The sequence below is a fragment of the Rathayibacter sp. AC451 genome, from assembly GCF_979253095.1.
Window position 1 is genome coordinate 3,668,925 of record NZ_CEEDBD010000001.1, and the last position, 16,269, is coordinate 3,685,193.

Consider the following 16,269-nt stretch of genomic DNA (forward strand, 5'->3'; position numbering starts at 1 on the left):
TCCATGCGTTTGCATGTACAGGACGATACAACGACGAGGCGGGCGGAGTATTCCCGACGGCGCGATCGGCCGCCGCTCGCGATGCGCGATCCGTCGAACGGCTCGGCGATCCGTCGCGAACCGCTCCTCCGATCATGCGCGGGGGACCGTTCGCGACGGATCGACGTGCCCTGATCCTCGGCGCTCGGGGGCGGGTGGTGCATCGCCCGCCCCCGTCGGCTCAGCAGGCCGTCAGGTAGGTGAACGTGGCGAGATCGGAGTAGCCGTGCACGTACTGCGCCGCCGCGGTCGCGACCCCCGTCGCCACGCGGTCGCCGGTGAAGTAGTAGAGGTCGCCGTTCGGCGCGAGGAAGTACCGGAAGTCGACGTTGTCGGATCCCAGCGGGATGTTCCCGCTCAGCGTGGTCACGGGGCCGGCGCCCTGGGCCGAGTAGGTCCCGGACGCGGTCTGGAAGGTGACGAGGTCGTAGTAGCCGTCGACGTACTGCGCGGCGGCCGTGGTCACGCCGGTGGCGACGCGATCCCCGGTGAAGTAGTAGAGGTCGCCGTTCGGGGCGAGGAAGTACCGGAAGTCGATGTTCGTCGAGCCCAGCGGGATGTTCCCGCTCAGCGTGGTGACGGGGCCGGCGCCCTGAGCCGAATAGGTCCCGGACGCGGTCTGGAAGGTGACGAGGTCGTAGTAGCCGTTGACGAACTGGGAGGCCGCGGTGGTGACGCCTGTCGCGACCCGGTCGCCGGTGAAGTAGTAGAGGTCGCCGTCGGGGGCGAGGAAGTACCGGAATCCGACGGCGGTCGAGTCGAGGGGGATGTTGCCGCTGAGGGTGGTGACGGGTCCGGCGTTCTGAGCGGAGTAGGTGCCGGACGCGGTCTGGAAGGTGACGAGATCGGAGTAGCCGTCGACGTACTGCGACGCGAGGGTGGTGACGCCGGTGGCGACGCGATCTCCGGTGAAGTAGTAGAGGTCGCCGTTCGGTGCGAGGAAGTACCGGAAGCCGAGGTTGTCGGAGCCGGCGGGGATGTTCGCGCTGAGAGTCGTGGCCGGAGTGGCGTTCTGGACCGAGGCGGCCGCGGTGTTCGCGGTCGCGCTGATCGAGGCGGTGGCCGTCGTCGTCCCGGACGAGGCCGAGAGCGTGCCGCTCCCGCCGGCGGCGGGGAGGGTGATCGGCGGCAGGCTGATGCTGCCGTCGTCGCCCGACGTCGCGGAGTGCGTGGAGCCGCCGCCCGGGAAGGTGAACCCCGCGGGGAGGGTGACGGCGATCGTCCGTCCGGCGACGCCAGAACCCGCCTTCGTCGCGGTCACGGTGACGCCGCTGAGGGAGCCGCAGCCGCCGCCGGAGTAGCTCGGCTGCGAAAAGGCGAGGCTCAGCGCGTCGCCGGAGGCGGCCGCCAGCGGTGCGCCGATCGCGGTGGCGACGACGGGGATGGTCCAGGAGGCGCCGGCGACGATCGTGCGTCGCTGGATGCCGCCGGTGGGCGAGTCGGTGAGGTGGTCGGACATGCGTGAGCTCCTTGGAAGAGGTGGATGACGGAGCCGATTCTTCGATTCCTGCCTCCGTCGCGGTCGCTCCTCTTCCGTTCTGCGTGCCCGATCTTCCGTTCCACGGCCGCGGGCCGGGGCGGGCGGGCTCCTCGGCTTTACTGGTGTCACTGCTCGGAGACGTCGACCGCATCCCGCCTGCTCGAGTGCGTCCTTGTCGTGAGGGGGCCGCCGTGATCGCACGCGGGACGGAGGCGGAGAGGCTCCTCGCGGTGCGCGGACTCCGGGCGACGGGGGACGTCCACACGTCCTGGGACGAGGTCGACGCCGGACCGGTCCGCGTCGCTCGGATCTGGCACACGCCGGCGTCCGGAACGCTGAAGGCCTCCTCCGGTCGCGCGCTCGTGATCGTGCAGCTCGACGGCTCGATCGCCCTCGAGGCGCAGGAGGGGACGGCTCGCCGCAGAGGTCTTCTCCGAGCGGGCCAGGTCCTCCTGGTGACCGAGGGCGCCGACGTCGCCCTCGACGCCTCCGAGTCGACCGCCCGGATCGAGATCGAGGCACGACTCCCGGTCCTCGCCCTCCGCCCGCAGCTGCTGAGCGCCCAGGACCGCGACGGCGCGTGGGCGAAGGCCGCTCTCGTCTCACTGGCGAACGCCGCTCTGAACGCGGGCCTCGCCGACGGCTCGCCCGGACTGGAGCACTTCGCCGCCGCGATCGGGAGCTGCTGCACAGCGCTCGTGCACGAGCTGTTCCCGGACGCGATCGGGACGACGACGCTGGGCGAGCGTGCGATCGCCGTCATCGAGCGGGACGCCTCCGACCCTGCCCTCTCCGTCTCGCGGCTGGCGGAGCGTCTCGGCGTGACGCGGCAGCACCTGGCCTTCGTGTTCGCACAGGAGGGACGGCGGACGCCGCTGCAGGAGATCCGGCGTGCCAGGGCGGTCCTGGCTCGTGAGCAGCTGATCGCCGGCCGTCGATCGCCTCTCCGCGACATCGCGCGGGTGTCGGGATTCGGCTCCGAGGACGCTCTGCGGCGTGCGCTGCGCGAGGCGTGACGGCCGAGGTGACCGTCGCCGTCGGGGGTCACGACGAGAGCGCCGGCCGCGACACCTCGGGTGGTGGCACGGCCGGCGCTCCGGGGCGACGGGAGTCGGGTTACGGCTGCACGTACGCCACGGCCGGCGACGCGACCCAGACGTTGTTGCCGGGGTTCCGGTCGCCGGGCGAGACGAGCGACGTGACGTCGACCGTGTAGGAGGTGCCGACCAGCCACGGGGCGCTCGCGAGGCGGTACGTCCAACGGAAGACGTTGTCGCTGTTCGCCGGGACCGGCGAGGTCGGGTGGGTGAACTGGTAGACCGCGTAGCCGCCGTCGATGTAGGACGTGACGTAGTTCCAGCCGTTGGTGTGTCCCGGAACGAGGAAGTTGGCATTGACGTAGCCGATGTCGAGGTACTGGGCGGGGATGCGGACCGCGACGGAGGAGGTCGAGCCGGCGGTGGGCCCCTCGGTGCGCACGAGGGCGTCGACGATGGGGGTCTGCCCGCCGCCGACGGCGCCGACGTTGGTGTTCGCCCAGACGATGTAGCGGTCGAAGTTGCTCGTGTCGACGGGCGGAGTCGTGTTCGACGCGGCGGCGAGCGGTGCGCCGATCGCGGTGGCGACGACGGGGATGGTCCAGGCGGCGCCGGCGACGACGGTGCGGCGGTGGACGGAGCGGGGTGTGTTCTCGGTCATGCGGTTCCTGACTTCTCGGTGAACGGGATGTCGGTCATGGTGTCGACGATGCGCCCCGCGGTGGTGGGATCCGGGTGGTCTCCGCGTGGACTGCGCGCCGGTTCCGCGCATCCTGCGCAATCGGTCCGGATCGGCCCTGCCGTCTTCCACCATTGGTCTGCGGGCGCGTCGTGGGAACACGCCGATCGGTCCGCAGAGAGCCGAGGACCTCGTGACGACACCGCCCCGCACCGCGGTCCGCCGCTCCGCCTCGCTCGCGGGGGAGGAGGCGATCGCCTGGTTCCGCTCCGCCGGCTACCGCGTCCTGGACCCGCGCGCTCCCCGTGTCTACGTCGACGAGGTGCCCGGCGCCGACCTGCGGATCGCGCGGTACTGGCACTCCGAGACGACGCTCCTCCGGGAGGCGCCCGCGAGGCCCCGGGCGGCCGTGCTGCTCCAGGTCGACGGTGGGATCGAGCTCGAGGCACCGACCTGGTCGGGCCGTGCCGGACCGGGGTCGATCGCGGTGCTGCCGGCATTCGACGAGGTGACGATCACGGCGGCGGAATCCGGCGCGCACCTCGAGGTCGAGTTCGATGCCGATCAGCTGCCGGAGGCGGTGCGCCGAGGCTGCAGCGACGGGGGACTGCTCGACCCCGACGTGCGGCCCTTCGCCACGGTCCTGATCTCGACGCTCAACGCGGCGTTCAACTCGGAGCTGGGCCCGCAGGATCCGGGTTTCCCGGCCTTCCGCCTCGCGGTGCGCAGTCTCGTCTCGGGACTGCTCGCAGTGGACGCGGCTGCGCGGGGAGGCCTCGCCACTCGTCGGGACGTGCTCGTCGATCGCGCTCGGAGGATGATCGCGGAGAGGGCGGCCGAGAGGGCGTTCTCGACCGCCGTCCTGAGCGACGAGCTGCGGATCTCGCCCCGCTCGCTGCAGGAGGCGTTCGCCGCGCACGGATCGAGCCCTGCCGCCGAGATCCGCGCCGAGCGCGCCGAGATCGCCCGTGCTCTGCGGGAGAGCGGCGATCGAGCCCTCAGCTCGGCCGACGTCGCGCGCTTGGCGGGGTTCGGCAGCGCGTCGTCGATGCGGCGGGCGCTCTGATGCGGTCGGGAGGGGCATCGCGGTGACGTGATCGGGCCGCCGCGCGTTCAGCGCGGGGTGCTCCCGCCGCTGGGGTGAGGTCGTCGGCGAGCGCGGTTCGCTACGTCGCCGTGCGCGGTGCCGGCGCCCGTGTCCGCCCCTGGCGTCGCGCGCGTCCGGTCCTGACCGATGCACCACACCTGTCTGAGGTCTGGAGGACACTCTCCTCGACCGTGCCCGCGGTCTCCACGCCCTGAGGAGCCCTCTCGTGAATCCCGCACCCGACCGCTCTCCCCGCGAGGACGTCCTCACCGGGAGGGCCGCCTCCGCGTGGCTCGCCGAACGGGCGATGACCGGACAGGGCCCGTCCCACCTGATCGCCGACGAGGTCGCCGCGGCGGGCTTCCGTGTCGCCCGTGTCTGGCACACGTCGGCAGGTCTCGAGCGGGCTCCGACTCCCGGCGTGCTGTTCGCCGTCGTGGTCGTGGACGGGGATGCCGACGTGAGCTTCGGAGGCGCGACGCACGCCATCACCTCCGGTGATCTCGTGGTGTCGCCCGAGGGAGGGCCGCTCGCGCTGACGGCGGTCGATCGGATCGCGCGCTTCGAGTTCGAGCTCGCGGCCGACGGCTCGGGGCTGTCACCCGCTGCGGTCGCCGCGCTGCGATCCGGGGCCGTGATCGCCGATGCGGCCCCGTCCTTCCGCCCGGTGCTCCTCGCCGCGGTCAACGCCGCCTTCAACGCCGGGCTCGACCCGGACGCGACCGGTTTCCCGTCCTTCCGACTCGCGACCACGAGTCTCCTCAGTGGTCTTCTCGACGAGGCACTCGGTCCCCGGCTCCTCGGGCGCTCGTCGGGCGAAGCGCTCCTGTACCGCCGGGCGCTCGACGCCATCGCCCTGAACGCGGGTGATCCTTCGTTCTCGGTCACCGCGCTCGCTCGCGCACTCGCCGTGTCGGACCGGCACCTGCGGAGGATCTTCCACGGGCGCGGATCCAGCCCGGGTACGGCGCTCTGCGACGCCCGTCTCGCGCGGGCGCGGGCACTCGTCAGCGCCGCGACGCCGCTGCCCCCGGGCGAGGCCGCGCGACTCGCCGGATTCCGGTCCGCACGGGCGCTGCGTCGGGCGGCGGCGCGTCGGGCGGCGTGACCGGCTCCGCCGCTCCGAGCGCCCCCGCCGACGGTCGGAGGACGACCGTCGGCGGCTCCGCGCCTCCTAGAGGCAGGTGACGGTCGGACGCGTGAAGTTGATGTCCTGGTTCGTCGGCGGATTCAGTCCGGCGGTGTCGGGCATCATCCACTCGAAGACCGCCTTCACGGGTCCGGTCGCATTCGCCGTCCACTCGTAGTGGTAGGTGTTGCCCGCGGGCGGGATGTACTCGATCCCCGGGAACGGCCGCGTCGTGCCAGCGAAGACCTGCTGGCCGTTGAGGTAGACGTTCAGCGACTGCCACTGCGAGCCGACGGGGTTGGAGAAGGCGGGCATCGCGAAGTGGTAGCGCTTGCCCTGCACCACCTCGAGGGTGGTGAGCACCGCCATGGTCGCCGTGCCGAACCCGGGAGTCGCGTCCGCGGAGCTGGCGAAGCGCTCGCCGTCGCGGAAGTAGAACGGGAACGAGACGATGCCCGAGCGGGGGACCTGCCACGTCCAGGTCGACGCCGGCGGGAACTCGTGGCAGACGGCCGGCGGCGGGGTCGTGGGGGACGCGGCCGCGAGCGGCGCTCCGATCGTCGTGGCGACGACCGGTACCGTCCAGGCCGCGCCTGCGACGATGGTGCGGCGCTGGATGCGGCCGTGGGTCGGGTTCTCTGTCATGGGGATGCTCCTCGTCTGGTGGACGGCGGGTCTCGTGCTCGGACCCGCCTCGGTCATCGTCGGCCGGTCGGGTCGAGGCGAGGGCGTCTGCCGGCGACCACGTCCGCTGCGGGCGGCGGACGCGTCCGGTGCGGGTCGTGGAGGCCCGCTGACGGTCGGGAGTCACGCCTCGGCGGGTGCGGCAGCCCGGTACAGCGCACCGACCTCCGGCGCCTCCGTGCGAGCCCGGGTCGCGCTCCGGCGGTGAGGAGTCGTGCACGTCCTCCCCGGACGGCGTCGGCGCCGATCTGTCCACATAGAGCAGTTCTCCCCGATCGGCGCGGCACGATCTCCGGCACGATCCCGGGGACGCACGGACTCGTCTCCCTCCTTCGATCCAGCGGCGGCTTCGCGACCACGCGGGGCATCGCGGCTTCGGCGATCCCGCGGACCGTCGTGCAGCGCGCCCTCGACGACGGTGTCCTCGTGCGCGTGCGCCGGGGCGTGTACGCCCTCTCGGACGTGCCGCCGATCGAGCTCGCGGCGGTGCGGGCGGGCGGCGTCCTCACGTGCGTCTCCCTGCTGCGGCACCTCGGGCTGTGGACCGTCGAGCGGCCCGCCTTGCACGTCGCTCTCGGCGCGTCCTCGGTGCACGAGCTGCGGCGAGGCGAGGTCGGCCACTGGCGGCAGTGGCCCGGGCAGGGGCGGCGGTCCCTGTCGCAGGACGGCGTCGGCGCGGCGGTCCTGCACCTGGTGACCTGCGTCCGTGACGACGACGCGATCGTCACGATCGACTCCGCGCTGAACAGCGGTCTGCTGACCGTCGAGGAGCTCGGCACGCTCCGGCAGCTCGCGCCGCTGGGCAAGCGCGCCCTCTTCGAGAGGGTCGATGGCAGCAGCCAGTCCGGATTCGAGACAAAGACGCGCCTGAGCCTGCGTCGCCGGCGGGTGCAGGTGCGCACGCAGGTGCCCGTCCCCGGGGTCGGCTTCGTCGACGAGATCGTCGGCGAGCGGCTCGTCCTCGAGAGCGACGGCTACCGCTACCACGGGAGCCTCGAGCAGTTCCGCGAGGATCGGCGCCGGGATCTCGAGCTGGCGCGGCAGGAGTACCTCTGCATCCGCCTCGACAACCACCAGATCATGGAGGACTGGCCGCGGACGGAAGAGGCGCTCCTGTCCCTGATCCACCGCCAGGAGCATCTCTGGACCGCTCCTCAGCGCCGGCGGCGCGGCCTCGAGGCACCCTCGGCGGGACGCTACTCGCGCAACGTCAGCGGAGACGGGGGTCTCTCGGCTGTCAGCCGACATCCCCCTCTCTCCACTGATGTTCCGCAGGTGGTTCGTCCGGAGGGTTGCCGGCAGGCTCGGTGCCCGCGCTCCTCGGGGAGTGCCGAAGAAGCGGCCCGCCTCGACCTGTCGTCGGCGCAACGTCAGCTGAGAGGGGTCGTTCTCGGCTGTCAGCCGACCGACCCCTTCTCCGCTGACGTTCTGTATCGCAGGCGCTCTCCACAGGCGGACACCGGCGTTCCGCAGGGCCCGCCGGGGCCGCCCGGATCCGGCGAAACATCCCCGCAATACGCCCCGGACTAGAGTCGTGCCATGGGTGACCTCTTCGACGGCTACGGGTCCCAGAAGGTCGAGCGCCGCCGTGCCGGCGCCCCTCCCTGGGACGAGATGTTCGCTGATGTCGCCGCGACGAAGGGCCCCGACGGGGTCCGTTCGGCGTACCGCGACATCTACTCCTCGCTCGCCCGCATGACCCAGGAGGAGCTGCGCGGCCGCACCGACGCGCTCGCCTCCTCCTACCTCGCGCAGGGCGTCACGTTCGACTTCGCCGGCGAGGAGCGGCCGTTCCCGCTCGATGCAGTGCCGCGCGTGATCGAGCGCGCCGAGTGGAACGAGGTGCAGAGCGGCATCAAGCAGCGCGTCCGCGCTCTCGAGGCGTTCCTCGCCGATGTGTACGGGCCGCAGAACGCGGTCAAGGACGGCGTGATCCCCGCCGGGCTCATCTCGAGCTCCAGCCACTTCCACCGGCAGGCCGCCGGCATCGTCTCGGCGAACGGCGTGCGGATCCAGGTCTCGGGGATCGACCTCATCCGCGACGAGGTCGGCGCGTGGCGCGTTCTCGAGGACAACGTCCGCGTCCCCTCCGGCGTCTCGTACGTGATCTCGAACCGCCGCGTCATGGCGCAGACCCTGCCCGAGCTGTTCGTCTCGATGCGGGTCCGCCCGGTCGGCGACTACCCCAACAAGCTGCTGCAGGCCCTGCGCGCGTCGGCGCCCGAGGGCGTCGACGACCCGACCGTGGTCGTCCTAACCCCCGGCGTCTACAACTCCGCCTACTTCGAGCACACGCTGCTCGCGCGCCTGATGGGCGTCGAGCTGGTCGAAGGCCGCGACCTCTTCTGCACCGGCGGCAAGGTGTTCATGCGCACCACCTCGGGCCCGACCCGCGTCGACGTGATCTACCGCCGCGTCGACGACGAGTTCCTCGATCCGCTGCAATTCCGCGCCGACTCGATGCTCGGCTCGCCGGGGCTCATGCTCGCCGCCCGCCTGGGCACCGTGACCATCGCGAACGCCGTGGGCAACGGAGTCGCGGACGACAAGCTCGTCTACACCTACATGCCCGACCTCATCCGCTACTACCTGGGCGAGGACGCGGTGATCAAGAACGTCGACACCTGGCGCCTGGAGGATCCGGGTGCGCTCGAGGAGGTCCTCGACCGGCTCGACGAGCTCGTCGTGAAACCGGTCGACGGCTCCGGCGGCAAGGGGCTCGTGGTGGGCCCCGACGCCTCCGCGAAGGAGCTCGCCGAGCTGCGCTCGCGCCTGCAGGCCGATCCGCGCGGCTGGATCGCGCAGCCTGTGGTGCAGCTGTCGACCATCCCGACCCTCGTCGACGACGGCATGCGCCCGCGCCACGCCGACCTCCGGCCGTTCGCCGTCAACGACGGGAACGACGTCTGGGTGCTGCCCGGCGGCCTGACCCGGGTGGCGCTGCCCGAGGGCCAGCTCGTCGTGAACTCGTCGCAGGGCGGCGGATCGAAGGACACCTGGGTGGTGGGCCTGGAGTCGCAGCGCGACCGCGAGCCCGACGCGCACGACATCCAGGGCCTCGTCGCCGAGCAGGCCGCGGTCACCAGCTCGATCCCGATCGTGTACCCGCTGAACCACACCCCCGACCACTCGCCGCACGACGCCCCGAACACCGACCAGGAGCAGCAGCAGCAGCAGGGTCGCGACGCGGGAGAGGAGGACTGATGCTCTCCCGGATCGCAGAGTCCCTCTTCTGGATCGGCCGCTACATCGAGCGCTCGGACGGCACTGCGCGCATCCTCGACGTCCACCTCCAGCTCCTGCTGGAGGACCCATGGATCGACGAGGACACCGCGTGCCGCTCGCTGCTGTCGGTGATGGGCTCGACCCCGCCCGACGACATGGGCGAGATCACCCGCGCCGACGTGCTCACGATCCTCGCGATCGACCGCACGAATCCCGCCTCCATCGCCTACTCGCTCGGCGCCGCCCGTGAGAACGCGCGCCGCGCCCGCGAGATCGTCTCGACCGAGCTCTGGGAGTGCCTCAACACCACCCGCACCCGGATGCCGCGCCGCGTCTCGGGCGAGCGCGTCTCGGAGTTCTTCAGCTGGGTCCGCGAGCGCTCGGCGCTGGCCGTGGGCATCATCGAGTCGGCGACGTCCCGCGACGAGGCCTGGCAGTTCTTCACGCTCGGCCGCTCGATCGAGCGCGCCGACATGACGGCGCGACTGCTCGCGACCCGGTCGCTGACCGAGGCGAGCGGCCCGTCGTGGACCACGATCCTCCGCTCGTGCGGGGCGTACGAGGCGTACCTCCGCACCTACCGAGGCGTGCCGAGCGCGCGGAACGCGGCGGAGTTCCTCCTGCTCGACCGCCTCTTCCCGCGCTCGATCCTCTTCTCGATCTCGCGCGCCGAGATGTGCATGCGCGACATCGAGCCGCGCACCGGCCGGATCGGGCACACCGGCGACGCCCAGCGCGTGCTGGGCCAGATCCGGAGCGAGCTGGAGTACCGGCCGATCGCCGAGATCCTCGAGGACCTCCCGCGGCACATGGACGGGGTGCAGGACGCGACCTCGGCCGCGTCCGAGGCGATCCGGCAGCGCTACTTCCCCACCAACGTCATGCCGAGCTGGATCGGGGAGGCGCTGTGAGCAGGCTGCGCATCACGCACACCACAGGTTTCACCTACCGGGGCGACGTCGTGGCGTCGTACAACGAGGCGAGGATGCTGCCGGCGTCCTCGGACGGGCAGCTCGTGCTGTTCTCGAACCTCGACATCCGACCGGTCACCTCGGTGCACACCTACACCGACTACTGGGGCACCCGGGTGTCCTCGTTCGACGTGCTCGACGCGCACCAGGAGCTCTCGCTCACGGCGACGTCCCTGGTCGAGGTGCGCCCGAAGGCGCATCCGGAGCACCCCTACGGCTGGGAGCAGCTCGCCGAGCAGGTCGAGACGCTCACCGAGTACGTGGAGCAGTCGAAGCAGACCACCCGCACCGCGCCTCCCGAGGACCTGGTCGACCTGGCGCGCTCGCTCGCCGACGAGGCGGCGGGGCCCTGCGAGGCCGCGCTCGCGATCGCCGAGCGCATCGGCCGCGAGATGACCTACAAGCAGGGCGTGACCGGCGTGCACTCGACGGCGACGGAGTCGTGGACGGCGCGCAAGGGCGTCTGCCAGGACATCACCCACATCGTCCTGGGGGCGCTGCGCTCCGTCGGCATCCCGGCCCGGTACGTCTCGGGCTACCTGCACCCCAAGCCGCACGCCGAGATCGGCGAGACGGTGACCGGCGAGTCCCACGCCTGGGTCGAGTGGTTCTGCGGAGGCGCGTGGCGCGGCTACGATCCCACGAACCTGATCGACATCGGCGACCGGCACGTGATCGTCGGCCGAGGCCGCGACTACAACGACATCGCTCCGCTGCGGGGCGTCTACGCCGGGCCGCACTCGTCGAAGCTGTTCGTCCGGGTCGAGATCACGCGCGAGGCCTGAGCGCGGGAGCGCCGGAGCCGACCTCGGGCTCGTCGGATCGGGCTCGGCTCGCGGGATCCGCCCGATCCTGCGAGCCCAGCGCGTTCTCGCGAGCCGAGGCTGCTCCGGCGCGGCGCATCCGGAGGTGGAAGCCCAGGCCGACGGCGGCGGCGGCGAGGCCCGACGCGGCCCCCACCGCGATCGCCCAGCGCGGGCCGAGGCCGTTCGCCACGGCGCCGATCAGCGGCGCGCCGATCGGCGTCCCTCCGACGAAGATCGCCATGTAGAGCGCCATCACTCGGCCGCGCATCTCGGGCGCGGTGGAGAGCTGCACGAAGCCGTTGGCCGAGGTCATCAGCGTCTGCGCCGCGACGCCCACCAGGGGCAGGACGACCGCGAAGGACCACGCCGTCGGCATCAGTCCCGACAGGGCGAGGGCCACGCCGAACGCGGCGGCGGCCGCGACGATCAGGCGCAGGCGGGGGCGGTCGCGGCGGGCCGAGAGCAGGGCTCCGACGACGGAGCCGATCGCGATCGCGGAGGAGAGCAGGCCGAACTCGCTCGCTCCCATGTCGAACTCGACGGTCGCCATGGTCGAGGCGAAGATCGGGAAGTTGAGGCCGAAGGTGCCGATCAGGAACACGATGATCAGCACGACGATGATGTCCGGCCGCCGCGAGACGTAGCGGAACCCGTCCAGCAGCGCACCCGGTCCGCGGGAGGCGCGCGGCGCCGAGTGGAGCTCGTCGCGGTGCAGGAGGCGCAGCGAGAGCAGCACCGCGAGGAAGCTCGCGGCGTTGAGGAGGAAGACCCAGCCCGACCCGATCGCCGAGATCAGCACGCCCGCGAGGGCCGGGCCGATCATCCGCGCGGAGTTGAACGAGGCGGAGTTGAGCGAGACCGCGTTCGAGAGGTCCTTCTCCTCGACCAGCGCCGACACGAAGGTCTGGCGCACGGGAGCGTCGACCGCGGCGGCGAAGCCGAGCAGCAGGGCGAAGAGGTAGACCATCCAGAGCTGGACCGCACCGGTGACGACGAGGAGGCCGAGCGCGAGTCCGAGCGCGCCCATCGCGGCCTGGGTGGCCATGAGCAGCCGCCGCCGGTCGAAGCGGTCGGCGATGAAGCCCGAGAAGGGGACCATCAGCAGCTGCGGGCCGAACTGCAGTGCCATCGTGATGCCGAGCGCGGTGGCGTCGTGGTCGGTCAGATCGTTGATGACGATCCAGTCCTGGGCGGTGCGCTGCATCCAGGTGCCGATGTTCGAGACCGTCGCTCCGGCGAACCAGATGCGGTAGTTCGGCACGGCCATCGAGCGGAACATGGCGCTCATCGCTCGGCCACCTCGCGCAGGAGTGCGGCGGCGTCGTGCAGCAGCGCCTGCTGGGCGGGGGAGAGCTCCCGGAGCCGGGCGACCAGCCAGGCGTCACGGCTGCGGCGGACCTCGTGCACCAGAGCGGCGCCCGCCTCAGTCGGACGCAGACGGGTGATCCGCCCGTCGGCCGGATCGCCGAGCCGCTCGGCCAGACCGTCGTCGACGAGGCACGCGACGGTGCGCGACATCGACGGGGGGCGGACGCGCTCGAGCTCGGCCAGCTCGCCGAGCGTGCGCGGCCCCTCCCGCTCGAGCAGGGCGAGGACGCTCAGCTGCGCGTCGCTCAGCTCGTGCCGGCCCTTCTCCTGGCGGAGTCGACGGCCCAGACGCGCGACGGCGACGCGGAGCTCTCCGGCGAGGGCGGGGATCGCGGTCTCGAATGGCACATAGTTAGCCTAACGAAACATCAGGCCGAACGGCAGGGGTCGCTCGGATCCGCGTCGGTCACCGCCGGGCGGTGCGCACGGCGCCCACGCTCGCCGCGACGACGAGGCCGATGCCGACCGCCTCGATCGGGGAGAGGCGCTGACCGAGCACGAGGAAGCCCGAGAGCGCCGCTGCCCCCGGTGCCAGCGACATCAGGATCGAGAAGGTCGAGGAGCGGAGTCGCCGCAGCGCCAGCAGCTCGAGGGCGTAGGGGATCGCGGAGGAGAGCACGGCGACCGCGAAGCCCAGCAGCAGCACGGGCGGGAGGACGAGGGCGGATCCGGCGGTGGCGATGCCGAACGGCAGCGAGACGATCGCGCCCGCGGCCAGGGCCAGGGCGAGACCGTCCAGGCGCGGGAAGCGCCCGCCCGTGCGCTCGGCGAAGACGATGTAGGTCGCCCAGAGCGCGGCGGCCCCGAGGGCGAAGGCGACCCCGACGGGGTCGAGGGAGCCGAAGCCGCCCTGCGACAGCGTGACGACGCCGGCGAGGGCGAGGCCGGCCCAGAGCAGGCTGAGGAGGCTGCGCCCCGCGATCACCGAGAGGGCCAGCGGCCCGAGCACCTCGAGGGTGACGGCCGCGCCCTGCGGGATGCGCGCGATCGCCTCGTAGTAGCAGGCGTTCATCCCGCCCAGGGCGAGGCCGTAGACGGCGACGGTGCCCCAGTCGGCGCGGGTGTAGCCGCGGATCCGGGGACGGCACACCACGAGGAGCACGAGCGCCGAGAAGATCAGCCGCAGGGTCACGGTGCCGACCGGGCCCGCGGCGGGGAAGAGGAGGACGGCGAACGACGCGCCCAGCTGCACGCTCGCGACCGCGCCCAGGACGAGGCCGATCGAGCCCGCGCCGCTCGGGCGGCGCGGGGCCGGGTCGACGGCGCTCAGCTCGAGCGCCGCTGCTTCTGCACCGGTGGGACGTTGTAGCCGAGCAGGCCGATGCCCGTCTCGTCCCAGCGCAGGGTCGTCAGCGACACGTTGTCGACGACGGGGAAGGTGTGGCGGTACGTCTCGGGGTTGATGCCGAGGTACGCGCAGAGCAGCAGGCGGATGAGGGTGCCGTGCGCGACGACGAGCACCCGGCCGTCCGGGTGGTCGTGGTGGATCCGGGCGAGCGACGTGTTCGCGCGGGCGACCGCGTCCAGGCCCGACTCCCCGCCGGGCAGGGGCTGGATCGCCGGGGCGGCGACCCACGCGCGGTAGGCGTCGGGGAAGCGCTTCTCCATCTCGGCGGTGGTCAGCCCCTCGCCCTGGCCGAAGTCGACCTCGACGAGCGCGGGATCGAGCTGCACCTCGAGGTGCGCCGCTCGCGCGGCCGGAACGGCGGTGCGCACTGCGCGGACGAGGGTCGAGGAGTACACCGCCTCGAGGTCCGCGTCGACGGCCCAGGAGGCCAGCGTCGCCGCCTGGTCCTGTCCGTCGGGTGTCAGAGCGATGTCGGAGGAGCCCGCGTAGCGGTTCTCGGAGTGCCAGACGGTCTCTCCGTGCCGGGCCAGGATCAGGGTCGTCACCCCCCGAGCCTAGCGAGCGGCGGCCGTGCGGGAGGTGAGCACTCCGAGACCGGAGCAGTGCCGGGCCCGAGCGGACCCCGGGCCCGAGCGGACCTAGGCCGCGCTGTTCCCGTAGTGGGCGTCCACCAGGACGGGCAGGTGGTCGGACAGACCCTGGGGAAGGGTCGACACGCGCTCGATGCGCACGGAGTCGCTGATCGCGAAGTCGAAGTGCCCGCTGAAGTAGCGGTAGCGCGCGTAGGTGGGGGAGTCGCTCCGCGACACGAGGTACCCGTTCCGGGTCATCTTGCGGTCGAGCCCGCGGAAGAACCACGGGTAGTTGTAGTCGCCCACCATGAGCGACGGGGTGTCCGGCGCGTACTCCCGGAGACGGTTGAGGGCCTCGTCGATCTGCTTGCGGCGCAGCGCGTTGCCCGCCGAGAGCGGGGCCGCGTGGAACGACGAGACGGCGATCGCACCGCCCTCCTCGTCGAGGAGGCGGACGGCCAGCAGGCGCTCGTGAGCGGGGGACATCACGCGGTCGTGCATCGACTTGCTGAGCTCGGAGGCGGCGCTGCCGACGAGTTCGAAGCGGGCATGGGAGTAGTAGATCGCGAGGCCCAGGCGGTTGCGCGCGGTGACGGACGCGAGCCGCAGGTCGCCCAGCTCCTGGGGGAGCTTCGTCGTGTCGCACTCCTGGAGGCAGAGGACGTCGACGTCGTGACGGGCGGCGAGAGGAGCGATCTCGACGTGCGCTCGGTGCTCCCGGAGGTTGTAGGAGATCACCCGGAGGGCGCGTTCTTTCGGCTGCATCCCGCCAGTGTAGGGCGGCGCCGTCGACGCGGCGGCGACGTCGGGGCGAACACGGAGGGACCTCTTCGGGCACCGATCGCCGGGGCGGTCAGCGCCGAGGAGGTCCCTCGGATCGTGCTCGGTCAGCGGGTCGCGCCACCGGTTCCGTCGGGGTCGGCGTCGGTGCCGTGGACGCCGTCGGTGGGGCCCCAGTCGGGCAGCGGAGGGTTCTCCGCCTCGCCGTCCTGGGTGAGTCCGTCGGGGGACGGACGGCCGACCTCGTCGAGGCCGGCGGTGGTGCCCGCGCCCGTCTCGGGATCGGTCTCGGCCGGGGTCCGCTCGGGGTCGACGAGGGTCGGTTCGATGTCGTTGTCGGAGCTGCTCATGACGCCACGCTAGGTCGCGCTCCGGCCCCCGCGCACCCCCTTGCGCTCGGCCGTCTCCCATCTGCGGGGGACAGCGCCTCGCGCCTTGAACGCGGAGCGCTCGCTGCCCAGGATCGCTCCCGAACCGCACCGCTGCCGACCGTTCCGCGCCGGAGGGCGCCCTCGGTCGTCGTCCTCCGACAGAAAGGGCCGCTCGTGACCCACGACCGCACTCCCGTTCCCCTCGACGCCGAGCGCGTCGTCACGCGCCGCTCGGTGGCCGCTGCCGCCGCGTGGACCGTCCCGGTCGTCGCGGTCGCGGTGGCCACCCCGTCGGCTGCCGCCTCGATCACGGACGTGGGCCCGTTCATGCTCCGCGGCACCTGCGGGACCCTCGGGCTCCTGGGCCCCGGCTTCACGCTCCAGGCCGGCCCGACGACTCCGCTGCCGGTCGGCACGACGGTCGTCGTCACGGGCTCCGGAGTCGCCAGCATCGGGGTCTTCGGAGTGTCGGGCGGAAGCGCGGACATCGCCTTCCTCAGCGGCACGAGCCGCCTGATCACCCTGACCGCGGCGGTGCCGGCCGGAGCGACGATCACGTTCCGGACCACCCTGTCGATCTCGGTCGCGTTCCGGCTCACCGCCGTGGCGACCCTCCCGAGCGGCTACGGCGGATCGGGGGCCAAGACCGCCGGGTTCGTGTCGTCGACGCTCATCCTCTGCTCCGCGAACTGA

17 protein-coding genes are annotated in these 16,269 nt (G+C 72.3%); 8 read left to right on the forward strand and 9 right to left on the reverse strand.

The features are described from left to right. Positions 1 to 220: 220 nt before the first annotated feature. Positions 221 to 1,498 carry a hypothetical protein gene (locus tag AC0CID_RS17570; protein ID WP_465227827.1) on the reverse strand — a complete coding sequence of 426 codons (1,278 nt, stop codon included), beginning with the start codon at positions 1,496 to 1,498 and terminating at the stop codon, positions 221 to 223. 212 nt (positions 1,499 to 1,710) lie between these two features. Between AC0CID_RS17570 and AC0CID_RS17575 the strand changes: the two genes are divergently transcribed. Next, positions 1,711 to 2,535, forward strand: a complete 825-nt coding sequence (locus tag AC0CID_RS17575) for a helix-turn-helix domain-containing protein (protein WP_465227828.1) — start codon at positions 1,711 to 1,713, stop codon at positions 2,533 to 2,535. 100 nt (positions 2,536 to 2,635) lie between these two features. Here the strand turns inward: AC0CID_RS17575 and AC0CID_RS17580 are convergent, their stop codons facing one another. Next, the gene (locus AC0CID_RS17580; protein WP_465227829.1) at positions 2,636 to 3,217 is read right to left on the reverse strand and encodes a hypothetical protein; all 582 of its coding nucleotides are present in this window, start codon (positions 3,215 to 3,217) and stop codon (positions 2,636 to 2,638) included. Between the two features lie 211 nt (positions 3,218 to 3,428). Between AC0CID_RS17580 and AC0CID_RS17585 the strand changes: the two genes are divergently transcribed. Together AC0CID_RS17585 and AC0CID_RS17590 are read left to right on the forward strand one after the other, a co-directional pair. Next, the gene (locus AC0CID_RS17585) at positions 3,429 to 4,301 is read left to right on the forward strand and encodes a helix-turn-helix domain-containing protein (protein ID WP_465227830.1); all 873 of its coding nucleotides are present in this window, start codon (positions 3,429 to 3,431) and stop codon (positions 4,299 to 4,301) included. 247 nt (positions 4,302 to 4,548) lie between these two features. Continuing rightward, positions 4,549 to 5,430 (forward strand): helix-turn-helix domain-containing protein, encoded by an 882-nt coding sequence (locus tag AC0CID_RS17590; protein ID WP_465227831.1) that lies wholly within the window; start codon positions 4,549 to 4,551, stop codon positions 5,428 to 5,430. A 66-nt stretch (positions 5,431 to 5,496) separates the two neighbouring features. Here the strand turns inward: AC0CID_RS17590 and AC0CID_RS17595 are convergent, their stop codons facing one another. Beyond that, complete coding sequence (locus AC0CID_RS17595; RefSeq protein WP_465227832.1) at positions 5,497 to 6,096, reverse strand: hypothetical protein; 600 nt, start codon at positions 6,094 to 6,096, stop codon at positions 5,497 to 5,499. A gap of 243 nt (positions 6,097 to 6,339) precedes the next feature. Between AC0CID_RS17595 and AC0CID_RS17600 the strand changes: the two genes are divergently transcribed. From AC0CID_RS17600 to AC0CID_RS17615, 4 genes are read left to right on the forward strand one after another with little or no spacing between them, the layout of a single operon-like run. Next, complete coding sequence (locus AC0CID_RS17600) at positions 6,340 to 7,665, forward strand: type IV toxin-antitoxin system AbiEi family antitoxin domain-containing protein (RefSeq protein WP_465227833.1); 1,326 nt, start codon at positions 6,340 to 6,342, stop codon at positions 7,663 to 7,665. 9 nt (positions 7,666 to 7,674) lie between these two features. Beyond that, positions 7,675 to 9,339 (forward strand): circularly permuted type 2 ATP-grasp protein, encoded by a 1,665-nt coding sequence (locus tag AC0CID_RS17605; RefSeq protein WP_465227834.1) that lies wholly within the window; start codon positions 7,675 to 7,677, stop codon positions 9,337 to 9,339. Next, complete coding sequence (locus AC0CID_RS17610) at positions 9,339 to 10,271, forward strand: alpha-E domain-containing protein (RefSeq protein WP_207405127.1); 933 nt, start codon at positions 9,339 to 9,341, stop codon at positions 10,269 to 10,271. The genes AC0CID_RS17605 and AC0CID_RS17610 overlap by 1 nt, the downstream gene beginning before the upstream one ends. Then, positions 10,268 to 11,116 (forward strand): transglutaminase family protein, encoded by an 849-nt coding sequence (locus AC0CID_RS17615; RefSeq protein ID WP_465227835.1) that lies wholly within the window; start codon positions 10,268 to 10,270, stop codon positions 11,114 to 11,116. Before AC0CID_RS17610 ends, AC0CID_RS17615 begins: the two co-directional genes overlap by 4 nt. Here the strand turns inward: AC0CID_RS17615 and AC0CID_RS17620 are convergent. From AC0CID_RS17620 to AC0CID_RS17645, 6 genes are all read right to left on the reverse strand, one after another. Beyond that, on the reverse strand, positions 11,100 to 12,425 hold the full coding sequence (locus AC0CID_RS17620; RefSeq protein WP_465227836.1) for an MFS transporter: 1,326 nt from the start codon (positions 12,423 to 12,425) through the stop codon (positions 11,100 to 11,102). The genes AC0CID_RS17615 and AC0CID_RS17620 overlap by 17 nt on opposite strands. Beyond that, on the reverse strand, positions 12,422 to 12,853 hold the full coding sequence (locus AC0CID_RS17625) for a MarR family winged helix-turn-helix transcriptional regulator (protein ID WP_465227837.1): 432 nt from the start codon (positions 12,851 to 12,853) through the stop codon (positions 12,422 to 12,424). Before AC0CID_RS17625 ends, AC0CID_RS17620 begins: the two co-directional genes overlap by 4 nt. A 58-nt stretch (positions 12,854 to 12,911) precedes the next feature. After that, positions 12,912 to 13,697 (reverse strand): EamA family transporter, encoded by a 786-nt coding sequence (locus AC0CID_RS17630; RefSeq protein WP_465227838.1) that lies wholly within the window; start codon positions 13,695 to 13,697, stop codon positions 12,912 to 12,914. Between the two features lie 74 nt (positions 13,698 to 13,771). Then, a complete protein-coding gene (locus AC0CID_RS17635) occupies positions 13,772 to 14,398 on the reverse strand; it encodes a histidine phosphatase family protein (RefSeq protein WP_207405135.1) in 627 nt (208 codons plus the stop codon). Between the two features lie 93 nt (positions 14,399 to 14,491). Beyond that, complete coding sequence (locus tag AC0CID_RS17640) at positions 14,492 to 15,190, reverse strand: endonuclease/exonuclease/phosphatase family protein (RefSeq protein ID WP_465227840.1); 699 nt, start codon at positions 15,188 to 15,190, stop codon at positions 14,492 to 14,494. Positions 15,191 to 15,312: 122 nt separating this feature from the next. Then, complete coding sequence (locus tag AC0CID_RS17645) at positions 15,313 to 15,555, reverse strand: hypothetical protein (RefSeq protein WP_207405140.1); 243 nt, start codon at positions 15,553 to 15,555, stop codon at positions 15,313 to 15,315. A gap of 195 nt (positions 15,556 to 15,750) precedes the next feature. Here AC0CID_RS17645 and AC0CID_RS17650 point away from each other — a divergent pair, with 195 nt between their 5' ends. Then, entirely contained in the window at positions 15,751 to 16,269 is a 519-nt protein-coding gene (locus AC0CID_RS17650; RefSeq protein WP_465227841.1) for a hypothetical protein, read from the forward strand.

Coding starts and splice junctions, on each gene's coding strand:
- AC0CID_RS17605 (WP_465227834.1), top strand. CDS start 7,675: ATGGGTGACCTCTTCGACGGCTACGGGTCCCAGAAGGTCGAGCGCCGC.
- AC0CID_RS17610 (WP_207405127.1), top strand. CDS start 9,339: ATGCTCTCCCGGATCGCAGAGTCCCTCTTCTGGATCGGCCGCTACATC.
- AC0CID_RS17580 (WP_465227829.1), bottom strand. CDS start 3,217: ATGACCGAGAACACACCCCGCTCCGTCCACCGCCGCACCGTCGTCGCC.
- AC0CID_RS17620 (WP_465227836.1), bottom strand. CDS start 12,425: ATGAGCGCCATGTTCCGCTCGATGGCCGTGCCGAACTACCGCATCTGG.
- AC0CID_RS17595 (WP_465227832.1), bottom strand. CDS start 6,096: ATGACAGAGAACCCGACCCACGGCCGCATCCAGCGCCGCACCATCGTC.
- AC0CID_RS17640 (WP_465227840.1), bottom strand. CDS start 15,190: ATGCAGCCGAAAGAACGCGCCCTCCGGGTGATCTCCTACAACCTCCGG.
- AC0CID_RS17570 (WP_465227827.1), bottom strand. CDS start 1,498: ATGTCCGACCACCTCACCGACTCGCCCACCGGCGGCATCCAGCGACGC.
- AC0CID_RS17645 (WP_207405140.1), bottom strand. CDS start 15,555: ATGAGCAGCTCCGACAACGACATCGAACCGACCCTCGTCGACCCCGAG.